General features: G+C 58.1%; 11 protein-coding genes. 8 read left to right on the top strand and 3 right to left on the bottom strand.

What is annotated here, in order from left to right; all coding sequences use genetic code 11:
• Window positions 1-252: 252 nt before the first annotated feature.
• The 4 genes from HFP54_RS19295 (at window position 253) to HFP54_RS19280 (ending at window position 7,899) form a co-directional block, all read left to right on the top strand.
• Window positions 253-3,777, top strand: coding sequence for a PSD1 and planctomycete cytochrome C domain-containing protein (locus HFP54_RS19295; protein WP_168566429.1), 3,525 nt, complete (start codon window positions 253-255; stop codon window positions 3,775-3,777).
• 100 nt (window positions 3,778-3,877) lie between these two features.
• Window positions 3,878-5,356, top strand: a complete 1,479-nt coding sequence (locus tag HFP54_RS19290; RefSeq protein ID WP_168566428.1) for a DUF1501 domain-containing protein — start codon at window positions 3,878-3,880, stop codon at window positions 5,354-5,356.
• Between the two features lie 324 nt (window positions 5,357-5,680).
• Window positions 5,681-6,457 carry an exopolysaccharide biosynthesis protein gene (locus tag HFP54_RS19285; protein WP_168566427.1) on the top strand — a complete coding sequence of 259 codons (777 nt, stop codon included), beginning with the start codon at window positions 5,681-5,683 and terminating at the stop codon, window positions 6,455-6,457.
• Window positions 6,458-6,573: 116 nt separating this feature from the next.
• Window positions 6,574-7,899: an acyltransferase family protein gene (locus HFP54_RS19280; protein WP_168566426.1), complete on the top strand. Its 1,326-nt coding sequence runs from the start codon at window positions 6,574-6,576 to the stop codon at window positions 7,897-7,899.
• A gap of 4 nt (window positions 7,900-7,903) precedes the next feature.
• Here the strand turns inward: HFP54_RS19280 and HFP54_RS19275 are convergent, their stop codons facing one another.
• Complete coding sequence (locus HFP54_RS19275) at window positions 7,904-10,222, bottom strand: DUF4159 domain-containing protein (RefSeq protein ID WP_168566425.1); 2,319 nt, start codon at window positions 10,220-10,222, stop codon at window positions 7,904-7,906.
• Window positions 10,223-10,427: 205 nt separating this feature from the next.
• Between HFP54_RS19275 and HFP54_RS19270 the strand changes: the two genes are divergently transcribed.
• The 4 genes from HFP54_RS19270 to HFP54_RS19255 all read left to right on the top strand — a co-directional run bounded on the left by HFP54_RS19270 (window position 10,428) and on the right by HFP54_RS19255 (window position 17,115).
• A complete protein-coding gene (locus HFP54_RS19270) occupies window positions 10,428-11,426 on the top strand; it encodes an AAA family ATPase (RefSeq protein ID WP_168566506.1) in 999 nt (332 codons plus the stop codon).
• An 82-nt stretch (window positions 11,427-11,508) separates the two neighbouring features.
• The gene (locus HFP54_RS19265) at window positions 11,509-12,396 is read left to right on the top strand and encodes a DUF58 domain-containing protein (protein ID WP_168566424.1); all 888 of its coding nucleotides are present in this window, start codon (window positions 11,509-11,511) and stop codon (window positions 12,394-12,396) included.
• A 25-nt stretch (window positions 12,397-12,421) separates the two neighbouring features.
• Window positions 12,422-14,866 carry an N-terminal double-transmembrane domain-containing protein gene (locus HFP54_RS19260; RefSeq protein ID WP_168566423.1) on the top strand — a complete coding sequence of 815 codons (2,445 nt, stop codon included), beginning with the start codon at window positions 12,422-12,424 and terminating at the stop codon, window positions 14,864-14,866.
• Entirely contained in the window at window positions 14,863-17,115 is a 2,253-nt protein-coding gene (locus tag HFP54_RS19255; RefSeq protein WP_168566422.1) for a glutamine amidotransferase, read from the top strand. Before HFP54_RS19260 ends, HFP54_RS19255 begins: the two co-directional genes overlap by 4 nt.
• Here the strand turns inward: HFP54_RS19255 and HFP54_RS19250 are convergent.
• Together HFP54_RS19250 and HFP54_RS19245 are read right to left on the bottom strand one after the other, a co-directional pair.
• Complete coding sequence (locus HFP54_RS19250) at window positions 17,045-20,218, bottom strand: efflux RND transporter permease subunit (RefSeq protein WP_235952054.1); 3,174 nt, start codon at window positions 20,216-20,218, stop codon at window positions 17,045-17,047. The genes HFP54_RS19255 and HFP54_RS19250 overlap by 71 nt on opposite strands.
• A gap of 59 nt (window positions 20,219-20,277) precedes the next feature.
• Window positions 20,278-21,828: an efflux RND transporter periplasmic adaptor subunit gene (locus HFP54_RS19245; protein WP_168566420.1), complete on the bottom strand. Its 1,551-nt coding sequence runs from the start codon at window positions 21,826-21,828 to the stop codon at window positions 20,278-20,280.
• Window position 21,829: the final 1 nt, after the last annotated feature.

Genomic DNA, 21,829 nt, shown 5'->3' with positions numbered 1-21,829 from the left:
AACCGCCGCGTCGCGACTTGGCAAGCGTTAGTTGTTAGCAAAGCAGTTCGATTCGGGCCGCGGGTGCGGTACAATGACGCGAACGCGGTTGCATCGCACCGCCCCGCCTTTCTGCCCGCCCCTTTCCGACGGTTCGTCGACACCATGCTGAATCCACGCGCGCGCACCGCCGCCACTGCCGCGAACCCTGCAGCCGAACGTCCACCGTTCGCACGAAGTCGCAGAAAGCTGGCGGCTTGGACAGGAATCCTGATGGCCTCAGTCATCGCTTCGCTGGCGGTCCCAGGGCCTGGGTTCGCCGACGGCCCGGACGGAAAGACCAGCGATGCCGATGATGTCGATTTCGCCCGCGATATCAAACCGATCCTGTCCGATCACTGTTTCGCCTGCCACGGCCCGGACGAACATGATCGCCAAGCCGGCATTCGCTTGGACACCGCCGATGGCATCTTCGATGTGGTCGACACCGACGAACCGGCCGACAGCCTGATGTTGGAAAGGATTCGCGAAAGTGATCCCGATCTGGTGATGCCACCGCCGGATTACCACAAACCATTGTCGGCTAAACAGAAAGACACGATCGAGCGTTGGATCGCCCAGGGCGCCACATTTGAACAGCACTGGTCCTTTCGACCGATCGACGACACAGTCCCCGCGAACGTCCAAAAGATTGCCGACGCCAAAGACCTTTCGATCATCGACGCCTTTGTCGAAGCATCGCTCCGGCGCATCGGCTTGTCATCCAATGATCAAGCCGACCCAGAAAGCCTGTTGCGTCGCGTCAGCTTGGATTTGACCGGTCTGCCGCCCGATGAAACGATCGCTGCTGAGTATTTGGCGGATCCATCCCTCGAAGGGTACGAAAGACTGGTCGATCGCCTGATCGATTCGCCCGCGTATGGCGAACACATGGCGCGGTACTGGTTGGACGTCGTTCGATTTGCCGACACTCACGGCCTGCACTTGGACAACTATCGCGAAATGTGGCCTTATCGCGACTGGGTCATTCAAGCGTTCAACGACGACAAACGTTTCGACACCTTCATCACCGAACAATTGGCCGGTGATCTGTTGCCCGACCCCAGTACGGATCAGTTGATCGCCAGCGGATTCAACCGTTTGAACGTGACCACCAACGAAGGCGGTTCGATTTATGACGAAGTTTTTGCACGCAACGTGATCGACCGGACCGACGCGTTCGGAACGGTCTTCTTGGGCCTGACCACCGGTTGTGCGGTCTGTCACGACCACAAGTTTGATCCGATCACCAGCAAGGACTACTACAGCCTGTCGGCGTACTTCAACAGTCTGGACGGGTCGGCGATGGACAAGAACGTCGAGGATCCGGCGCCGACCATCCAGGTCCCCAGCGAAGAACAGAAAGCCGAACAACAACAATTGGCTCGTGACCTGCGCCAAGTTCGACAAGAAATGGACGGTCCCATCGCATCGGTCGATGCAGACCAACGCCGTTGGGAACGGTCGCTGAAATCCGATCCGGTGATTGCAGCCCCAACGATCAATGACGTTCATTCGAAGTCCGGCGTCGCGATGACGGTCGACGACGATGGCACCATTTCGCTGAACGAAACCGCCGCCGATACCGACGTGATCACGATCACGGCGACGGTTCCGGCCGATGCGGACTGGCAAACGCTGCATCTGCACGCGATTGCCGACGCAAATACGAATCGCGTGGGTGCGTCGCCCAACGGAAACGTCGTTCTTAGCGAAATCGATTTGCAGGTTCGCCGCGGCGACGGGAATTGGGAACCGCTGAAAATCCAATCGGCGACCGCGGATGTCGAACAGGCGGATGGTAAGTTTGCGGTCAGCTATGCCATCGACGGCGATACCAAAACCGGCAATGCCGGCTGGGCGGTCGGTGGTCATCAAAGCGTCGGCGACCGCAATGCTTGGTTTACATTTCCGCCGATTCGAACCGGCCAGGAAAAGGCTCCGGTGCAACTGAAGGTTCGCTTGAGCTTTTTGTCGCAGTACGGAAAACACCAATTTCAATCGATTCGATTGGCATTGTCTGATCGCGGCGCGACAATCCCTGAAGGTGATCGTGTCACCGTCGGCCCGATGCATTCCGTCGGTCCGTTTCAACTGCAGCGTGCCGACCAGGGATATCAAGATGATTTCCCGATCGACCGCAAAGCGTTTGATGCCGACCGTGACGTCAACTACGGCGGCCGCACCTATCGTTGGCAACATCGCGGCGACCTGCCGGCGATCGCCATCAACCCGTTGGTCGCATCGGCCGATACCCCCAGTGTTCTGTTCATCCACCAGTCGATTCAATCGCCCAAGGCCCAAAAGGTCCGGTTGATGCTGGGCGTGGACGGCGGCTTTCTCGTCTATCTGAACAACAAGGAAGTCGCTTCGCGTCGTCAAGATCGCAAACTGGACCCGCTGGGTGACCAGTGGGAACTGAACCTGCGCAAAGGCGAAAACCACTTGCTGTTCCGATTAGTACAGCATGATCGACCGCTACGTTGGAACTACGCCTTGGCCGGTCCCAGCGTTTCGATCCCGGACCATGTCCACCAAGTCGCAGCGACCGATCCGGCGACGCGGTCGGCGGAATTGACCAAAGCGATGCAGCGATACTTCCGCAGCGGTTTCTGTCAGCACCCCGATTGGATCGCCATCACGATGCAGGAACGGGCGATCCAAAAAGCCCAAACGGATTTAAACGAAGCGATCCCGACGACACTGGTTTGGAAAGAAACGAAGCAACCGCGTCAGGCTCACGTATTGAATCGCGGCCAATACGATTCGCCCGGTGAAAAAGTCGCTCGCGCGGTTCCCGATTGGTTGCCCACCATTCCCGACGGCGTGAACAACGACCGCCTGGGGTTGGCTCGTTGGTTGACGCGGCCCGATCATCCGCTGACCGCTCGCGTCGCGGTGAACCGTTTTTGGCAACAACTGTTCGGCACCGGACTGGTCAAAACCAGCGAAGACTTCGGCAGCCAGGGTGAACCGCCCAGCCACCCGGAATTGCTGGATCACTTGGCCGGCGACTTTGTCGAATCTGGTTGGCAAGTCAAACGACTGATGAAGCGGTTGGTCATGACAGAAACCTACCGTCGATCCGCCAAAGCACAGCCGGAACACTTGGACGTCGATCCGAACAATCGGTTCTTTGCACGCGGTCCGCGGTTCCGCTTGGATGCGGAAGTCTTACGCGACCAGGCATTGCACTTGGCCGGAATGTTGAACACGACCATGGGCGGCCCCAGCGTGAAGCCACCGCAACCGTCCGGACTGTGGTACGCAGTGGGCTACACCCGCAGCAACACCGCAAACTTCAAGGCTGACAGCGGTCCAGACGTTTACCGCCGAAGCATCTATACGTTCTGGAAGCGGACCAGCCCGCCGCCACAAATGTCGACGTTTGATGCCCCCAGTCGCGAATCGTGCACCGTTCGCCGGGAACGAACCAACACGCCGTTGCAGGCGTTGCTGATGATGAACGAACCGCAGTACCTGGAATCGGCCAAAACACTGGCCACACGCGTGATCGAACACTCCGATTTGTCCGACGATACCGACCGCGCCGCTTGGCTGATGCGACATGTCACCTTGCGACAACCGTCCGAATCGCAGGTCGACGAACTGGTGGTCTTGCTGAATGATCTGCGGAACTACTACGCCGAAAATCCGACAACCGCCGCAAAATTGTCGGGAGATTCGTCCGCCCAACATGCCGCGTGGACGGTCGTCTGTAGCACCGTGATGAACTTGGACCAAGTCGTTTGCAAATAGGCGTCGACGGCAAAATTTCCGAACGTCGACGGCCACTCCACAGAACCTCCACTTTCCTGCCGGACTGTTACCGCCGGCTTCACTTGGCGATCAATCCTTTATGAACGATCTGATCAACGAACTATCGCGTCGTGCCTTTCTACGTCGCGGATCCGTCGGGCTGGGCGCCGCGGCACTGGCGACATTGGAAGCCAACGCGGCGACACCGAATCCATCGTCGACCGGCACTAATCCCCATGCATCGAGTGGACGGATCGGTGGGTTGCCCGAATTACCACACCACGCGCCCAAAGCGAAGCGTGCGATTTATCTGTTCATGTCGGGTGCCCCCAGCCAAATGGACATGTGGGACCACAAACCCACGATGGCCGATTGGTTCGACAAAGACTTGCCGGAATCGATCCGTCAGGGGCAGCGTTTGACCACGATGACCAGTGGCCAAGCTCGGTTTCCGGTCGCACCCAGCATCTACAAATTTGCGCCACAGGGGCAAAACGGCACGATGGTCAGCGAATTGTTGCCGCACATGTCCAAGAAGGTCGATGACATTGCGTTGATCAAATCGATGCACACCGAAGCGATCAATCATGACCCGGCCATTACGTACATTTGCACCGGAGACCAGTTACCCGGCAAAGCCAGCTTGGGATCATGGCTCAGCTATGGACTGGGAACAGAAAACGAGAACTTGCCTGCGTTCCTGGTGATGACGGCTTCGTGGACCGGTCGTAAAGAAGCCCAGGCGCTTTACAACCGGTTGTGGGGCAGCGGTTTCCTGCCCAGCAAATACCAGGGGGTCGCACTACGCAGCCAAGGTGACCCGGTTCTGTATCTAAGCAACCCCGAAGGCATCGATCCGGTCGTTCGTCGCCGAATGCTTGATTCGCTGGGACGCTTGAACCAACACACCGCACAGCAATGGGGCGACCCGGAAACACGCGCAAGAATCGCGCAGTACGAAATGGCGTTCCGAATGCAGACCAGCGTTCCGGAATTGGCCGACCTGAGTGACGAACCCCAACACGTTCTGGACTTGTATGGCCCCGAAGTCACCAAACCAGGCACCTATGCCAATTGCTGCTTGATGGCCCGCCGCATGGCCGAACGCGGCGTCCGTTTCACACAGATTTTCCATCGCGGATGGGACCAACACGGCAATCTGCCCAAGGACTTGCCGAACCAGTGTCGTGACACCGACCAACCGTCGGCGGGATTGCTGACCGATCTGAAGCAACGTGGTTTGCTGGACGACACCCTGGTCGTCTGGGGCGGCGAATTCGGCAGGACGATTTATTGTCAGGGCAAATTGACCAACGAAACCTATGGTCGTGACCATCACCCCAAGTGCTTCACCGTCTGGTTGGCCGGCGCGGGGATCCAGCCCGGTGCGGTTCACGGTGAAACCGACGAGTTCAGTTACAACGTCGTCAAAGACCCGGTTCACATCCGTGACTTGAACGCGACGATTTTGAATCAAATGGGAATTGATCACGAACGATTCACGTTCCCCTTCCAAGGGCTGGACCAGCGACTGACCGGCGTGGAACCATCACGCGTGGTGGACGAAATCTTGGCGTGACGGGGACTCCGTCGCGAGGCGGTACACAATCATGATCGTTCGACGGGTGAAACGCCCCGAACGATTTGCGGCATAGCGGTTGCTACTCCATTCCGCTGCACGCGGACGTCCCGTGTGCTTGCCGTCATTGGTGATCGCGATGATCGATTACCGATCGCTCTGTGCGGATTCACTTCAGCGGGTCTGTGACGAATGCGGAGCGCCCACTCCGCGTCCGCCTGCGACCGCTGCACCTATACCCGACGGCTGCGTCTGCGCTTTGCCGCTTCGACGCCATCCATGGTGATGGCCGAATCGGTGCCCTTCCCATGCCCGTTGCACGTCATGACCGTCGTTTCGCATCAAGACCACACGCCCAAGCTTGCCCCCGAAATTGGCCGGATGGGTGAATTCACACCCATGGGACGCATTGATGTCGGTGCCTTGCCACCTGAAGATTCGTCAATGCGTGCACGCCTCAATGACGACGCGGAGGCCATCCAAGACGATCACGGCGATGAGGGTGACGATGATGAAAAGGCGGTGCAATCTCTGGACGAACTGCTGGACCGAATTGATGATTTGGCTGAGGATCAATCACACGTCTCGATCGGCGACGTGATGGATTCACTGGGTTCCAAATCCTTCGGGCCGCTGTTGCTGGTACCTGGATTGTTGTTGATTCCACCGGGACCGGCCGACATCCCGGGCGTCCCGATTTTGCTGGCAATCTTCATCATCATCATCTCGGCACAACTGTTGATGAACCGAGACCACTTTTGGATTCCAGACTGGTTGGAAAACCGCAATGTCGAGTCCGACGGAGTTTCAAAAGCGGTCGGCTGGCTAAGAAAACCAGCACATTTCATGGACCGATGTTCTCGGCCACGGCTGGAGTTTCTGGTCACACGCGGAGGCCAATACGCCACGGCGGTGATCTGTATCTTGATTTCGCTAACCACACCGATCCTGTCGTTGATTCCGATGAGCAGCAGCTTGGCCGGTGCCGCCTTCGCTGCGTTTGGGTTGGCCTTGCTGTCCCGCGACGGCGTGATCGCGTTGGTCGCATTCGCTTTTTCGATCGCCACCGTCGGGGTGATCGGATTCAACGCGATGGGATGATTCATCCAGCCGCACAGCGTCGATGCCGAATCGACCGAATTCGGACGCGGCCCCAATGCGGACCACCGATGGCTTGGTCTTGATTTTTGGGCGGGCCGTTTGGTACTGGCACCCGCATGAAGGTCCTATCCATCGATGCGTCTGGAAACGTCGATTCCGTCCCCTTCCGGTCCGCGGATCCCGGCACGGTTGCCGGAAAACCACGACACGGGGGATTGGAGCGTTTGCGCGTCGTGGCAACGCTGGGCGTGGTCCTGCTTCACGCATGTGTTCCCTATCTGAAGCACCCGATGCCTGGACTGGCCTGGCCCGTTCGCGACACGCCGAGCGAGTGGCTGGACGTCACATTCTGGGGCATCGAAATCTTCATCATGCCGGTGTTCCTGGTGATGACCGGCATGTTTGCATGGCAAACACTGCAGCGACGCGGTGCCGCCGACTTGATGCGGACGCGTTTGTCGCGATTGGGAAAGCCATTCCTGTTCGGGATGATGGTGATTCTGCCGGCGGAGCTCTATATCTGGGTCGGCGGCTGGGTGTACGAGGGCTGGGTCGACGCGGTCAAACTGAAAAGCCTGAAGATTGATGGCGCCCTGGGTAACAGCCTATGGGGCACCAGTCACCTTTGGTTCTTGCTGTACGTGTTGTCTTACGTCGGCATCGTTGCCGGCATCTCAACGTGGATGCAGCGAACTCCCGTCAAAAAGAAATCTCGATCCAGCCAACAACAGTTCGGCTCAGTTGCCGGGATGATTCTATTGGCGGGAATCGGAATCTGCACACTGTGCTGTCGTCCCGAAGTGGTCTGGGGTTTTCAGCATGATTTCTTGCCGGTCCCCAGTAAATGGATTTACAGCGGAACATTCTTCTTGGGCGGCATCTGGATCGTCAGTCAAGACAAACGCTTGCACCGGATTCAAGCGTTGGCGCGACCGTTGATAATCACCGCCGTACTGTCGCTTGGTACCGCGGTGGCCGTCGGCCGATGGAATCTGGCCGGACACCAGCCCGACACGGTGATATCCCAGGCATCGGGCATCTTGCTGGGGACCACCACCACGTTGGCCGCATGGGCGGTTAGCTTGGCAGCCATCGGCTTCTTTCAGGCACAAGAACGCCCGATATCGAAGAAGACACAGTATGTTGCTGCCGCGTCGTTCTGGATCTACCTGGTCCATCATCCCTTGCTGGGCCTGATGCACATCGACATAAAGTTTCTGTTGCCACAGATTCCTTCGCTGGTAAAGGGAATCTGCTGCTTCTTTGCCGCATTGTCGGTTTCCCTGCTGACCTACGAAGCGGTGGTCCGGCAGTCAGCATTGGGACGTTGGTTGGGCATGACTTGGTCGCCACAACCGGATACATCTGGCACCGAGAATGCCGACCCGGTGATCTTGAAACATCTGCAGACCGCGGCCACCCCACGACGCCGAGCCGCATAGCAGGTCAATCGGCCGGCGGCTGTTGCATCGCATATAGCAACAGGTTGGCAATGATGCGCGTCGCGTCTTCGGTGCCATAGCCGGCACACTGAATCGAGTTCTGGCTTTCCAACGCACAGCTAAGGTCCAACGGCGAAAAAAAGACATTGTCGGCGGGCCCCACCCGCGCCGCTTCGATCATCGGAAACGTCGTTCGCGTTTGCACCGCAAACTGATTCGCATCTCGTTTCGGACGTCGAATGGTCACACGTCGCACATCGAACCCGCCATATCGGTTGGTCAACGCGGGATGATCAGGGGCGATCGCCGCCAGAGGTTCGTCCAAATCAAGTTTGCCGATTTCGCGACGAAAGGCTTTGACGAATTCTTCCGCGCCGCAAACCGCGTTGGCGATCAAGTAGCCGCCACGATCCAAATAGGTTTGAACGGCCTTTCGCTGTGCCGCAGACCACTGAAAATCGGTTCTGCCGTGCACCCACAATGCGGTGACGTCGCTCAGGGTTCGATCGTCCAACGTGACGGGATCGCCGACCGGGGCCACCGCGACAGGAAGCGTTTGCGATAGCAGTCCCACAGCGTTGGGTAACGCCCGGCGTGCGTCTTCGCCACCGGCCCCCAACGCCAGTTCGGCCAATTGCCACTGGCCCCGTTGCCGCGACGTTTCGGTGGATCCAGTCAGCAAGAATCGTTGCTGTAGTTTGTCTTGCAATTCACGTCCGGTCGCATAGGCAATCACGTTTTCACCCACCGAAACGGCGGCACTGATCTGTGAACGGGCCGATTCGGACAATTGGGATTGCCGAAACAGCAACCCCGACAACTCCCATCGACATGACAGGGACTTGGGGACGAAAAAGATCGGCGTACGACAACAAGCCTGCACACCATAAATCCAGAAATCCTTTCCCAGCATTTCAGGATCCACTTTGCGTTGGGCATACCAGACAGGGTGTTCGATTGGCAGCTTTTCAATCTTGGATTCCGGATACCAGCGCGTCACCCAATCGGCAAACTGACGACGGAATCCTATGGCATCACCACATCCGTCACCTTGTTCCGCCTCGAATAAGATCGTCCCGCCCTGATCGACGTATTCCCCCAGTCGGTCCGCCAAGACATCACCACCGGCGATCGCCTGTCGACCGCTGATGACCAAAACAGGGGCTTGCAACAAATCTGTCACGCGAGCGTTTTCGCTGCGAATCGTTTGCCAGGTCAGGTCTTTTGCCCAGTCGCGTTCCAAATGTCGAACCAGTTGCCGTAGCGATTCAGGGTGACGGTTCCAAGCGGTTGCATCGGATGACGGATACTGCAACCGGCCGACGACCACCTGCCGTTTCCCTTTGCTTAAGAACAACAATGCAAAAGATGTCGCCACCAATGGTCGATCTTCGCCATTGGTGCTGCCTCGCCAGAATCCTTGAAACGAATCTTGCAGACGCAGCAACCGATCAGCTCCTTCACGGTACCAATCATGCTGGCCGATAAAACGACGTCCTGACAAACGCCCGACGCGTTCGAGCGCGTACATGTAGTAGTAGTAGCTCTGACCGCCCGCTTGCGGGTTGCTTTGGGTCGAAAAATATCGTGCCAGCCATCCCAAACCACCTTGAACCGGATCGGCCCCTTCATCGCCGCCACCACAGCATTGAATCTTGTCGCCTTGGACCCTTGAATTCACGCCGGTCATCCGGCCTTCGGTGATGATCAGCGAAGCGATTCCCGCACACGTCATGCTGCCCGTCACCGGCATGGCATCGCGGTATCGCCATCCGCCGTCGGATTGCTGGGTCGCCAACCAGTAGGTTCTTGCTTTCGCGAAAACGTCCTCGGGAACGGTCACGCCCCGATCCACCGCGGCGGCCAAGGCCAGCAATGCAAACTGGGAATTGGACGGATCGCCTCCGAATTCCTTCTGCTGGGTATAGGACCACAACCCGCGATTGTTTTGCGCTTTCACCAGCCAATCGACGTTGCGCCGGATGCGTGGCAGGTCCTCCGCCGCACCGGCTTCGCAGTACACCAGCGTTTGCAGGGCGACTGGATAGGTCCGATCCGGTCGGTTTCGACGCAAATAGGCCAATGCGGACACCATCGCCGGATCATTCGGTGGAACGTCCGCGTTCAACAGTGCCAACGTACACAGCGCGGTCAGCCCGCATGAATAGGACGGATATTCCGGCCAACCACCCGATTCGGTCTGCTGTTGTTTCAGGTACGCAACGCCACGATCGATGCTTCGTTGAACCGACACCGCATCAACGTCTTGACCGATCGCCGCGTTCGGCGCGATCACCACCACCCACACGAGCACCGCCCACACGAACAGTGTCCGTCGCGACCGCGGTTTCGTATGATGCCGACGGGTGAAATACGACTTGATCGTGCCCGATCGGTTTGGTGTCATCGCCGAATCACAAAACCAAGAAGGGAATGTTGCGTCCATGAGTGATTCTAACGTGCCTGCGAGCCCGCCCCCCGCGCCGCCGGATCCACCACCGGCTGGCAAGGCACGCAACTTAGGCGATGTGCTGAAGGAATTCGCGGAACATCAACAGACGATGCGAAACGAATTGGCCAAAGTCATTGTCGGCCAACAAGACACCATCGAACAATTGCTAGCCGCCATCTTTACGCGCGGTCACTGTTTATTGGAAGGAGTCCCCGGACTGGCGAAAACACTTTTGGTCAGCACGTTGGCCAATATCTTGGACGTGTCGTTCAAGCGGGTCCAATTCACGCCCGACTTGATGCCCTCGGACATCACCGGCACGCAGGTCTTGGAGGAAGACGAAGCGGGACGTCGCAGCTTTCGTTTTGTTCAGGGCCCGATTTTCGCCAACATCTTGCTGGCCGACGAAATCAACCGAACGCCGCCCAAAACTCAAGCCGCTTTACTGGAAGCGATGCAAGAACGGCAGGTCACCGTGGGCCGCGAATCCTATGCGTTGCCAGATCCATTCTTCGCGATTGCCACCCAGAACCCGGTCGATCAGGAGGGGACGTATCCGTTGCCCGAGGCCCAGTTGGACCGGTTCATGTTCAAGATCCGGATCGACTACCCGACCGCTGCGGAAGAAGAACAGATCCTGACGGCCACCACACGTGGCGAATCACCGACGGTCAACAAAGTCTTGTCGTCTCGCGCGATCCAGAACGTCCAGAAATTGGTCAACAGCATCGCCGTGAATCCGTTCACCGTTCGCTATGCATCGAATCTGGTTCGCGCCAGTCGCCCCAGCGATCCAACGGCGCCCGATTACGTCAAATCGCTGGTGGACTGGGGTGCCGGTCCCCGCGCCGGGCAAAATTTGATCGGCGGTGCCAAAGCCATTGCGGCGATGGACGGTCGATTCAGTATTGACGTTGCCGACATTCAAAAAATCGCGTTGCCCGTGCTGCGGCACCGAATCGCTACCAACTTCCAGGCACAAGCCGAAGGCGTCGATACGGACGAAATTGTTCGCCGCTTGATCGACGATGTTGCCGTCCCCAAACCGCCACGCATGGCTGACAAGAACGCTTGACCACGTCACCAACGAGGCCCCGGATCACCATCCTCGGCCCCCATCGGATTCGCCTTTTCACAACACAAAGCTTTCCCAGCCGGTGACTGATTCACTGTCCCCCGAAACGCTTCAGCAGATCCAGCGACTGGACCTGCGCGCGCGGATGATCGTGAGGGGCTTTCTGCAGGGTCTGCACAGCAGCCCTCATCAAGGGTTTTCCGTCCAGTTCAGCGATCACCGACGCTACGATCCCGGTGACGACCCGAAACGTATCGATTGGCTGGCCTACGCAAAGACCGACAAGTACTACGTCAAACGGTACGAAGCGGAAACCAATCTGACCGGATACTTGGTGTTGGATCTGTCCAAGTCGATGGGCTTCACGCATCGGCAAAGCATGACGAAGTTCGAATATGCGACTTGCCTGGCGGCTTCGTTGGCCTACCTGATGACGATGCAACAAGACCCGGTCGGCCTGATGACATTCGCCGAAAAATTGAACGCGGTCTTGCCGGCCCGCAGTCGTCGCGGTCAGGTCGCCGATTGCTTGGCCGCATTGTCACGGTTGACCCCCGACGGTCAAACCGACATCGCCACGTGTGTGACACAGGTCGCCGCGATGCTGAAACAACACACGTTGATCATGTTATTTTCGGACCTGCTGGGGTCACCCGAATCGACAATCGCGTCGCTAGCACAACTGCGCCACGCCGGGCACGACGTGATCGTCTTTCATATCCTGGATGAAGCAGAAGTCCACTTCCCCTATCACGGTCAAATCGAATTCGAAGACCCCGAAACGGGCGAAACAGTCAGCGTCGACGCAGACGCATTTCGTGCCGACTACATCGATCAGATCGACGATTTTCGACGTCAGCACGAACAGGCCTGTCATCAGCTTCGCATCGACTATGTTCCCCTGGACACCAGCATGCCGTTCGATAAAGCCTTGACGGAATACCTTCAACAACGTCAATCACGGTTCTAAGCCCAGCCTGTCATCGGAGCCTTGCGTGACGTTCGTCAACGCCACACTGATATTGGGTACTCTCGCGGTCGCCGTACCGATCGCGTTGCACCTGATTGCGCCGAAACAACCGCGACGCGAATCCTTTCCCACGGTGAGGTTTCTGACCCAGCGTTTCGAAAGCAACCGTACACGACTGAAAATCAAACGTTGGTGGCTGTTGGCGCTACGGATTCTGGCATTGGCCGCTTTAGCGATCGCGTTGGCGGGCCCCTTGGTCCGCAGCGAACTGTCCACCGCATGGTTAGCCGCGGGAATCGGCCTGGTCGCCGGCCTTGCGTTGTTGGGCTTGGCCACCGCATCGCTGTTTCGAGGGATTTCGAAATCAACCATTGCGGCCCTCACCATCTCGGGTGCAATCGCCTGTACGGCATCGATCGGATGGGCCGGATTTTCTTTGTTGGCATCCGATGCCCCGGTCGCCGCTAGCCGGAACCCGATTGCTTTGGCGATTCTGCTGGATAACGGCCCCACTTCGCAGTGGGACGCGGGTGGGACCAACCATCTGGATGCCATCCGCGTGGCCGCCAAAGAACTGGTGGGACGGGCGGCGCCCGGAAGCCGCGTTGTGATCGCCGACCGTTCCAGTCGCCCCGTGGTATTTGCCACCGACACTGCCGCGGCAATCAACCAGATCGAAAATGTCCGCATGCGTCCCGATGCCGCCCCCATCAGTGGCAAGCTGGATGCGATGCTTCGCCTGTTGGGAAACAGCGATTTGGAAGACCGCCATCTGATCATTGTCAGTAATCTGTCGCGATCGTCTTGGATGACGCCTCCACAACAGGCTTTGGTCGACGATCGCGTCGCGGTATCCGTGCTGGACGTTGGCAAATTCGACGCTTCGAATCGATCGCTGAAATTGCTGCACCACGATCCACATCCACCACTGGGGCAGGCAACCGCGGTCCGCGGAACGATCACTGTCCAGGGCTCTGCCGACGACCGTTCCGATACCGCCACGGTGGAATTGATTCAATTCGCGGACGATCCGACGCGTCCTCTGATCCGTGACGGCGTTCGAATCGACCCTGAATCCCGAGTCGTCGATCGAGCAGTGGTGTCGATCGCGAATGGGCGTTCCAGCGAATTTGTCGTCACTCTGCCACCGGAGCCCGATGTTGGAATCCGACATGGAATGATTCGGCTAGCGTCATCCGACGCCTTGGCGGCCGACGATCAACGATTCCTCAGTTGGTCCATCCAGCCACGCCGTCCGTTGCTGATCGTGACCCAGGACCCTGATCAAGCCGACTTGATCGCTTGGGCAGCCACTTCACCGCTGGCCCCCGACGATCCCAATTCAGCGTTCCAGGTCGACGTCATTAGCGAAGACGTGTTCGCCGCCATCGACCAATCGCGGTTTGATGCCGTCATTTTTCTGGATCCATCGGCGTCCCTGTTAGCCGCAATCGATTGGGATGCGTTCTTCAGCCAAGGATCCGCCGCCGGAATCATCGCTGGCTCACGCTTGACCGGCGGGTTTGATCAACACGAAGTCCTGCCAACCTTCAAACGTGTATGGAAAGTACCGGCGCCAGGCAGTTTTCTAGAAATCGTCCGGCCTGGTCACCAAATTTTTGACGAACTGGCGTCGCTAGATCCCCAGCCGCGATGGAGCGATTTTCGAATTCGTCGTTACTGGCAAATTGAACCGAAGAAGGACCAAGAAACGTTGGCCGCGTACGCCGGCACCGACCATCCGGCAATCATCGCCATGCAACGGGACCAAGGCAGACTTGCCGTCATGACGACACCGCTTGCCGCTGGCGCCTTCCCGTCCGACCGGTGGAACGATCTTTTTGGGTCGGATGCTTGGCCAACATTTATCCTGACACGGCAATTGGTCCGCTGGCTGGCAACGCCGAAAGTGGGGACGCTACAGGCACGCGTCGGATTACCTTTTCAGTTGTCACTATCGGCGTTGAAAAAGTCGCCGACAGGCTCCGGTGCAAACAACCGTTCGGAAGATGCCGCCGACCCAACCGTCCGCTGGCAACTTTTTTCGCCCAGATCCGATCTGCCGACCCCAATCGAAACCGCATCGGACGCACCACGCTTGACCGTCGGCCAAATCAGCCAAGTGGGAACCTATTGGCTGCGATCCCCTCGAGGGACGCTAGGGTTCAGCAGCAACTGGAACGATGACGACCTGATTGCCGAAAAGGCATCGGTCGATGACCTGACGGCATGGTTAGGTCCGAAGGACGACAAGACCGGATTCACGCTGACCGACGACCTGAGCAACATTGAGTTGGTCGGAACCAAGGGCGCGCCGTCGATCTCCTTGCGTTCGCCAATATTGTTGTTGGCCGTCATCGCGTTCATTCTGGAACAGGTTTTGGGGAACCGCTTTTATCGTCAAGCCAAAGGGGCCCAACCGACGTCCGGAATCCAAAGCCTTGCCGGTAATCGAAGGATATCGGCATGACGCGGTGGCAAATCGATCCGCTGTTTGATTCATCCTGGCTAGCGTTGCTGGTGGCCGTCGTGGTGGCCCTTGTGCTGCTGATGATCACACCGTCAATGAGTGACCCGCGTCGTTTTCGAACACTTTTGGGGCTTCGGTCACTGGCGGCAGGCTGTTTGTTGCTGGTCCTGTTGGGGCCGTCATGGGTCCGCGTCGACCAACAACCATCAGAATCATCACTGGTGATTGCAATAGACACGTCGCAAAGCATGTCGCTTTCCGACGGAGATGCCGCCAGTCGCTGGGACATCCAACGTAGCGTGGTCCAATCACTGACCGACCAATTGGAAACGGTTTCTGAACGATTGCAGATCATTCCGCTGACGTACGCATCCACGGCGGAAACGGAGAACAGCGATCCTGCAACGCTGATCGACCAGTCGTCTCCGGTGGGCCGCCGGACGGATCTGGCGTCGCCGATCCGCTGGACGCTGCAAAGTGCCAATCGCCAATCGATCGAAGGATTGATTCTGATCGGCGACGGCGCGAACACCGTTGGGCCTGAAACGACATCCGCCGGCGGCGGCGCATTGTCGGCGGATCAGGCGGCATCGGTGATGGATTCCATCGGATTGCCGCTGTGGACAATCCCGATCGGACCGGCCAGCCAGAATGATCAGCGGCGCGACGTCGCGGTGTCGGGATTGCCCGAAAGTTTTCGACTGTTCGCGGGAACCCAATTTGACTTGCGTTTCGAATTGGAAAGCCGTGGATTGGCCGGTACCGAAATTCCGATTCGCCTGCGCTGGATCGATTCACAGGGTAGCGAGACGGATGCGGCAGTCCGACGTATTGTTAGCGAATCCGCCATCAGCCGAACTCCGGTGCAAATCGCTGTCGACACGCCCGCCCCGGGCAGCTATCGCCTGGAAGTTCAAGCCGACGTCATGCCTGGCGAAACCGTCCGGCCCAACAACACGCAAGTGGCCTTTGTCGACGTGATGCCGGGCGGTGGCCGGATTTATTATCTGGAAGGCCAGCCCAGAGAAGAACAACAGTTTCTGCGTCGTGCGTTGCGTTTCCCCGACTTGGATTTGGATTACCAATGGATTCCCGCGGACAGCCGATCACGCTGGCCGGTTTCGTTGGGCGATGATTTGACGGCCGACAGCCACGACGTGTTCATCATCGGCGATTTGGAAGCATCCGCTGTTGGCGATCAACAGTGGCAATCGCTGGCCGACGCGGTGGCAAGCGGCTCAGGTCTGGTCATGCTCGGTGGCATGGAAGCGTTGTCGGCCGGCGGCTATCAAGACACGCCGCTGGCCGGCGTTTTGCCGGTGGATCTTTCGCGAATCGGCAACGCCGATATTCCAGGACCTCTGACACTGCGGCCTAGCATCCGCCACCCGATCACCATGATCGACACTCCCCGGCAAACGACTTGGGCACAACTGCCCCCGTTGAACGGGGCCAGTAATCTGGGCGCACCAAGATCGGCACCGGGGGTGCAAACCTTGCTGGAATCCACCGACGGAAACCCACTCTTGGTCGTCGGGGAATATGGGCGAGGCAGAGTCGCCGTCTTGGGAATCGATGAAACGTTTCGTTGGCATCGCTATGGGTTCCAAAATTTCCACCGGCGATTCTGGCGTCAACTGGTTCTGTGGCTGCTGGCTCGTGACGGAGATTCCGGCGAAGAAATCCAGCTGAACATGACCGCCCGCCGTTTCTCCGACGATGCACCGGCGGGATTCACGGCCATCATTCCGCCACCTCTGTCGCCCCGTGACGACTGGACCGTTCAAGCCGTGGCCGATGATGGATCGGTCACCCCCTTAACCTTTGACCGTCAATCTTCGCAGGACGATGGGCGTTTGCGATTGGAAGGTCAATTGCCGACTTCGCTGGCCGCGGGGATCTATCAGTTGCGTGTGACCGGAGGTTCGACTTCGGAACCGACCAAAGACACGTCGCTGGGTTTTGAAGTCTTGCAAGACATTGCCGAACTGTCTCGGTCATCCGCTGACCCCGTGCTGATGCGACAACTGGCAGGGCTGACCCGACAAAGCGGCGGGCAATCCTTCGGCGTCGACCAAACCGATGAATTGGTCGACCTGATCCGCCGAAGCCAACAACGCAACGTGGCCACGATTGTCCAGAAGAACCGCCTGGGCGATGGCCCGATCAGCGGCTGGATCATGTACCTGCTGTTCGCAACGGCATTGGGATCGGAATGGATTCTGCGTCGGCGATGGGGCTTGGTTTGACGGACACCAAACGGTAGGCCGACGGCACCAACACCAAGGCCAACAGTGTTGCCCCCGCGACGCCACCAGCGATGCATACAGCCATCGGCGGCCAGAACCGGCCGCCATCCAGAATCAGTGGTGCAAACCCCACCATCGTCGTGAACGTCGTCGCCACGACGTGCCGCGAACAATGCATCACTTCGTGCACAATGGCATCGATGTCGCCACCGGCCGCGCGATCGTTGGCGCCGATGGCCGCCAACACCACGATCGAATCATTGATTGCCACACCGATCAGCCCCATGGTTCCGATGATTGCCATGAACCCAAACGGATAACCGGCAATCTCCAAAGCTCCCAGTCCTAATCCGATCGACAGTGCGGCAACGGACGCAATGATTGCAGCCAATCGGAACGAGCCGAAGGACATCACCAACGTCGCTGCCATCAACACCGCCAGCACGCCAACGGTCGAAAACAAATTCCCCACCGCGTCATCACGCTTGGACGCTTCGCCCCCGTATTCGATTCGATATCCACGCGGTAACGGCACGTCGCTTTCGGCAATCAGTTGCTCGATCTGTGCTTGCACGACGCTGGGCAAGACACCAGCTTGAACGAACGCGGCGACTTCGTTCATTCGCCGACGATTCAACCGTGGAATGGCTGCCGTTTCCGGATTCAGAGTGACATCGGCCACCGCGTCCAGCGGCACTAAACGCACCGCGCCGTCGGGCGTCTGGCCCACCAGATCCATACTGGTGATTCGATTCAACGATCCTCGATCCGCATCCTTGACCCGAACAACGATCGGCAGTTCCTCGTTGTCCTGCAGAATGCTTCCGCCGACGCGTCCTTCCAAACTGCTGAACAGTTGCCGTGCGATTTGATTGGGTTCCAATCCCGCCAACCGTGCCGATTCACCATCCACCCCGATGGACACTTGCGGCAAGACTTCGTTCATGTCCAACCGACAATACGTGACCTCGGGAATGGTCGACAACAGTTGTCGGTAATGATCGCCCAAATTGCGCAGCGTCTGCAGATCGGGGCCAAAGACGCGCACCTCCACCGGAGCATCAAAGGGAGGCCCTTGTTCCAATTGTCGGACCAACACCCGTGACGACGTGATTCGGCGACTCAGTTCACTCTGCAACTTTCGAATCAGCGGTACCGGATCGCCGGCATCCCTTGTGGTAACCAACGCCTGGGCGTAATTGCTGGTCCCTTTTCGATTGGAAATGACGTTGTAATAAAACTGGGGTGCACTTTCGCCAAAAAACCAGTCGACGCGTTGCATCCCATACTGCTGCAAAACCAGGTCGATTTCGGCAGCCGTTCGCTGTGTCTGGGAAAGCGAATTGGTGGCCGGACCTTCCACGGTGATATGAAACTGATTGCGATCCGACGGTGGAAAGAACTGTTCGTTCAAAGTCGGAAACAACGCAAAACCAAGCACCGGAGCGATAATTGATACCGCGATGCCACGCAACGGACGACGCAACAGCCAATGAAGTAGCGATTGAAAATGGGATGCCAAGCCGTCGGCGCGAAGGCCGTTTTCATGGATCTGTCGCAGCCGACCTTGCTTTGGATGTGTGAAATCCTGGTTCGGATCGACCTTCGGCAGCCACCGGGCGGCGATCGTCGGGATCAGTGTCAACGCTAGAAACAATGACGAGAAGATCGCAAAAATAACGCTAATGGCGATGGAGCCGACGAATTCGCCGGCCGGGCCCGGCATCAACGCAATGGGTGCGAAAGCCAAGGCGGTTGTCACCGTGGAACCCAACAGCGGGATCGCCAGATGACACACCGAATTCACCATCGTGTCGATTCGACTTTGTCCGGATCGCAATCGTCCACGCACTTCGTCGACAATCACGATGGCGTTGTCGATCAACAATCCCAAGGAAATGATCAGCCCGGTAACGGACATCTGATGAATCGGGATGCCAACCACACGCAAGAAAAACAGGACCATCAAACTGGCCAGCGGCAATGTCAATGTCACCATCACCGCCGAACGCCAACCCATCAACAGATAGATCACCAAAGAGATGGCTGCCGCACCGATCAAGAGGTTGCTGGCCAGTGACTGTAGACGCTGATCGACATAGTCCGATTGCCGCAGCACCGAATCGATCTCAATCCCATCCGGTATCGTCTCCCGAAAACCCGCCAACGCCTGTTCGGCTTTCGTTGTCCAGCGATCGATCCGATACGTCGATCGAACGGTTGCACCGAGCACCACGGCGGGACGTCCGCCCAGCATCGCCAATCGTGATGGCGGATCAGGAACTCCCATTTGAACCGTCGCCAAATCGCCTAGACGGACAAAACCATCGCCACTTTGGCGGATCGGAATGTCTCTGATCTGATCAACCCAGTCCAACTGGTTGCCGACCTCCAACAACAATTCCATCGATTCACGACGGACCTGGCCCGCGGACCGCTTCACGTCAAAAGCCGTCACCTGATCCGCGATCGCTGCAGGCGTCAGTGACAAAGATGCCGCCCGAGCAGGATCGATTTCGATTTCGATCTCTTCGCCTGGATCGCCGAAACGAGACACCGTGTCGGTTCCGGGCAAGTTTTGCAGGACATCCTGTAAGTCCACCGCCAATCGTCGCAACACCCGGTAGTCCGGTGCTTCGTCGCGGTTCCAAGTCAGCCCGACGATCAAAGCGTGGGCGCGAACTTCCAGTTCATCGAACTGGGGGCGTCCCGCATCGGGCGGAAGGTCTTGCAGGCTGTCTTCCAGGCGACTGCGTACGCGCGACCAAATGGTTCCGCTTTCTGTGACCGAATCCAGCAACTCCACTGAAATCGTGCTGATGCCGCCACGACTGATCGATCGAATTTCTTTGATCTCTTCGATGTCTCGCAAACGGTTTTCGATCTTCTCGCTAACCTGACTTTCCACACGCTGCGCGTCTGCGCCCGGCAATGGTGTGGTGATTAATGCGGCACGCTTCACCAAGACAGGGTCTTCCATTCGTGGAAGAATCGCGAAGCTGCTGAAGCCAGCGACCATGATCAGCGTCAAAATCAACACCGCCAGCCGCGAATCATGATAGAAACCGAACGCGATCGAACCGATCCAAGACGAATCTGGCAAGGCCTCCGTATTCGGTGCGTCCGATCTATTCGCATCACCGCGTGTCTGTGTCGACCGAGTCATACGTCGTCTCCCGATGCCGGGACCGACCGCGTGGATCGATCGCATCGTGCGGATCCGTCCGGCTCGGTGTCGTCCGATATCGTGGTTTCGGAAGCAGTGGCTTTCGGACGCTTGGCTGATGAATCATCCGGATCACGCAGCGGCGGCGTTCGTTTCGCCATGACGCGTGTCCCCGGCCCCACGCGATGTGTCCCCCGACCGACGATCCAATCACCGCGATGAAGCATCCCGGTGACTTCGCACCACGGGCCATCAGTCGACAAGACACGCACATCACGGCGTTCGATCGTACTGGGAACCATTTCGACATCTTGCGTCCGGGCCTTCGTCGTTCCGGCGACACGATCAACCTGCAGTTGACTGTCATCGAATTTCGCGGCGGGGTTTTCCACCGCTGCCAACACGGACCACAAACCACGGGATCCGCGAACGAGCGCCGTTGTTGGGACCCAAAACCGAACGGAAGAACGATGGCCGGACGTCTGCGGGGTGGCGATCAACAATGTGACTGCTTGCCCGACCAAAACGTCATCGGCCGCGTCAAACCGGACATCGATTCGTTGCGTCCGGGTGTCCACGTCCAATGCCGGATGGATTCGCAAAACCATTGCGGAGTGACGTCGACCGTCGATTTCCGTTCGCAACGTCTGCCCAACCGCCAGCGTTGACACGATTTCCGGGGGCAATCCAAAGCGGGCTTCCAACGGCGGCGATTCGATCAGTCGGAACACGGGCTGATCGGCTCCGACGATCGTCCCTTCATCGACCTGACGCAGCGCGATCGAACCGTCAAACGGAGCCAAAATGCGACTGTCCTTCAGATCGACGTCGATTCGCTGCAGCATGGCTTTGGCAACGTCGATGTTTGCCTTTGCTTGCTGAACCTGTTCGATGCGTGTTCCTTCGGCCAGTTCTTCGTGGGCCGCCGTCGCAGATTCCAACGCCGCTTCCAAACGCCGAACGGCGAATTTCGCATCATCGAAACTCTGATCGCTACCAGCACCACGGGATCGCAAGACTTGTTCCCGTTGCCAACGAGACTGCGCCGCGGAAACTTCCGCACGCAACCGATCCACCTCCGCGGCGGCCGCAGCGATCGTCTGGCGTCGCGGTCCGGCGACGGCTTCGGCATGCTTGGCGACCGCAACGTCTAGCTGTGCCTGCAGGCTATCCCGCTCGGCTTTCAAATCCGACACGTCCAGCATCGCCAATTCGTCGCCCTGGCGAACCATGTCTCCTTCATGGACGTCGACTCGGTCGATTCGCCCGCTACGCCGGAATGCTAACAAGCTTTCACGACGCGGCTGGACGGTTCCCCGATACCGCGATACTTGTTCAGGCGGCTTTACCGAACCGACACTGATCACATCGACATACAGCAACGCGACATCCGCCGCGGGCTCCGCTGCAACGTTTTGCAACGCAAAGCCGCCCGACAATGACCACGCGGCAAATAACGCGACCAATCCAACGGCCGTGATGACCGATGCGGCGACCAGCGGGCGATTCGACGGGCGAAACACCAGCAATCCAATTCGTTGGATCATG

This window comes from Crateriforma spongiae (assembly GCF_012290005.1).
GTDB lineage: Bacteria > Planctomycetota > Planctomycetia > Pirellulales > Pirellulaceae > Crateriforma > Crateriforma spongiae.
This window is presented reverse-complemented; position numbering and strand designations above follow the sequence as displayed.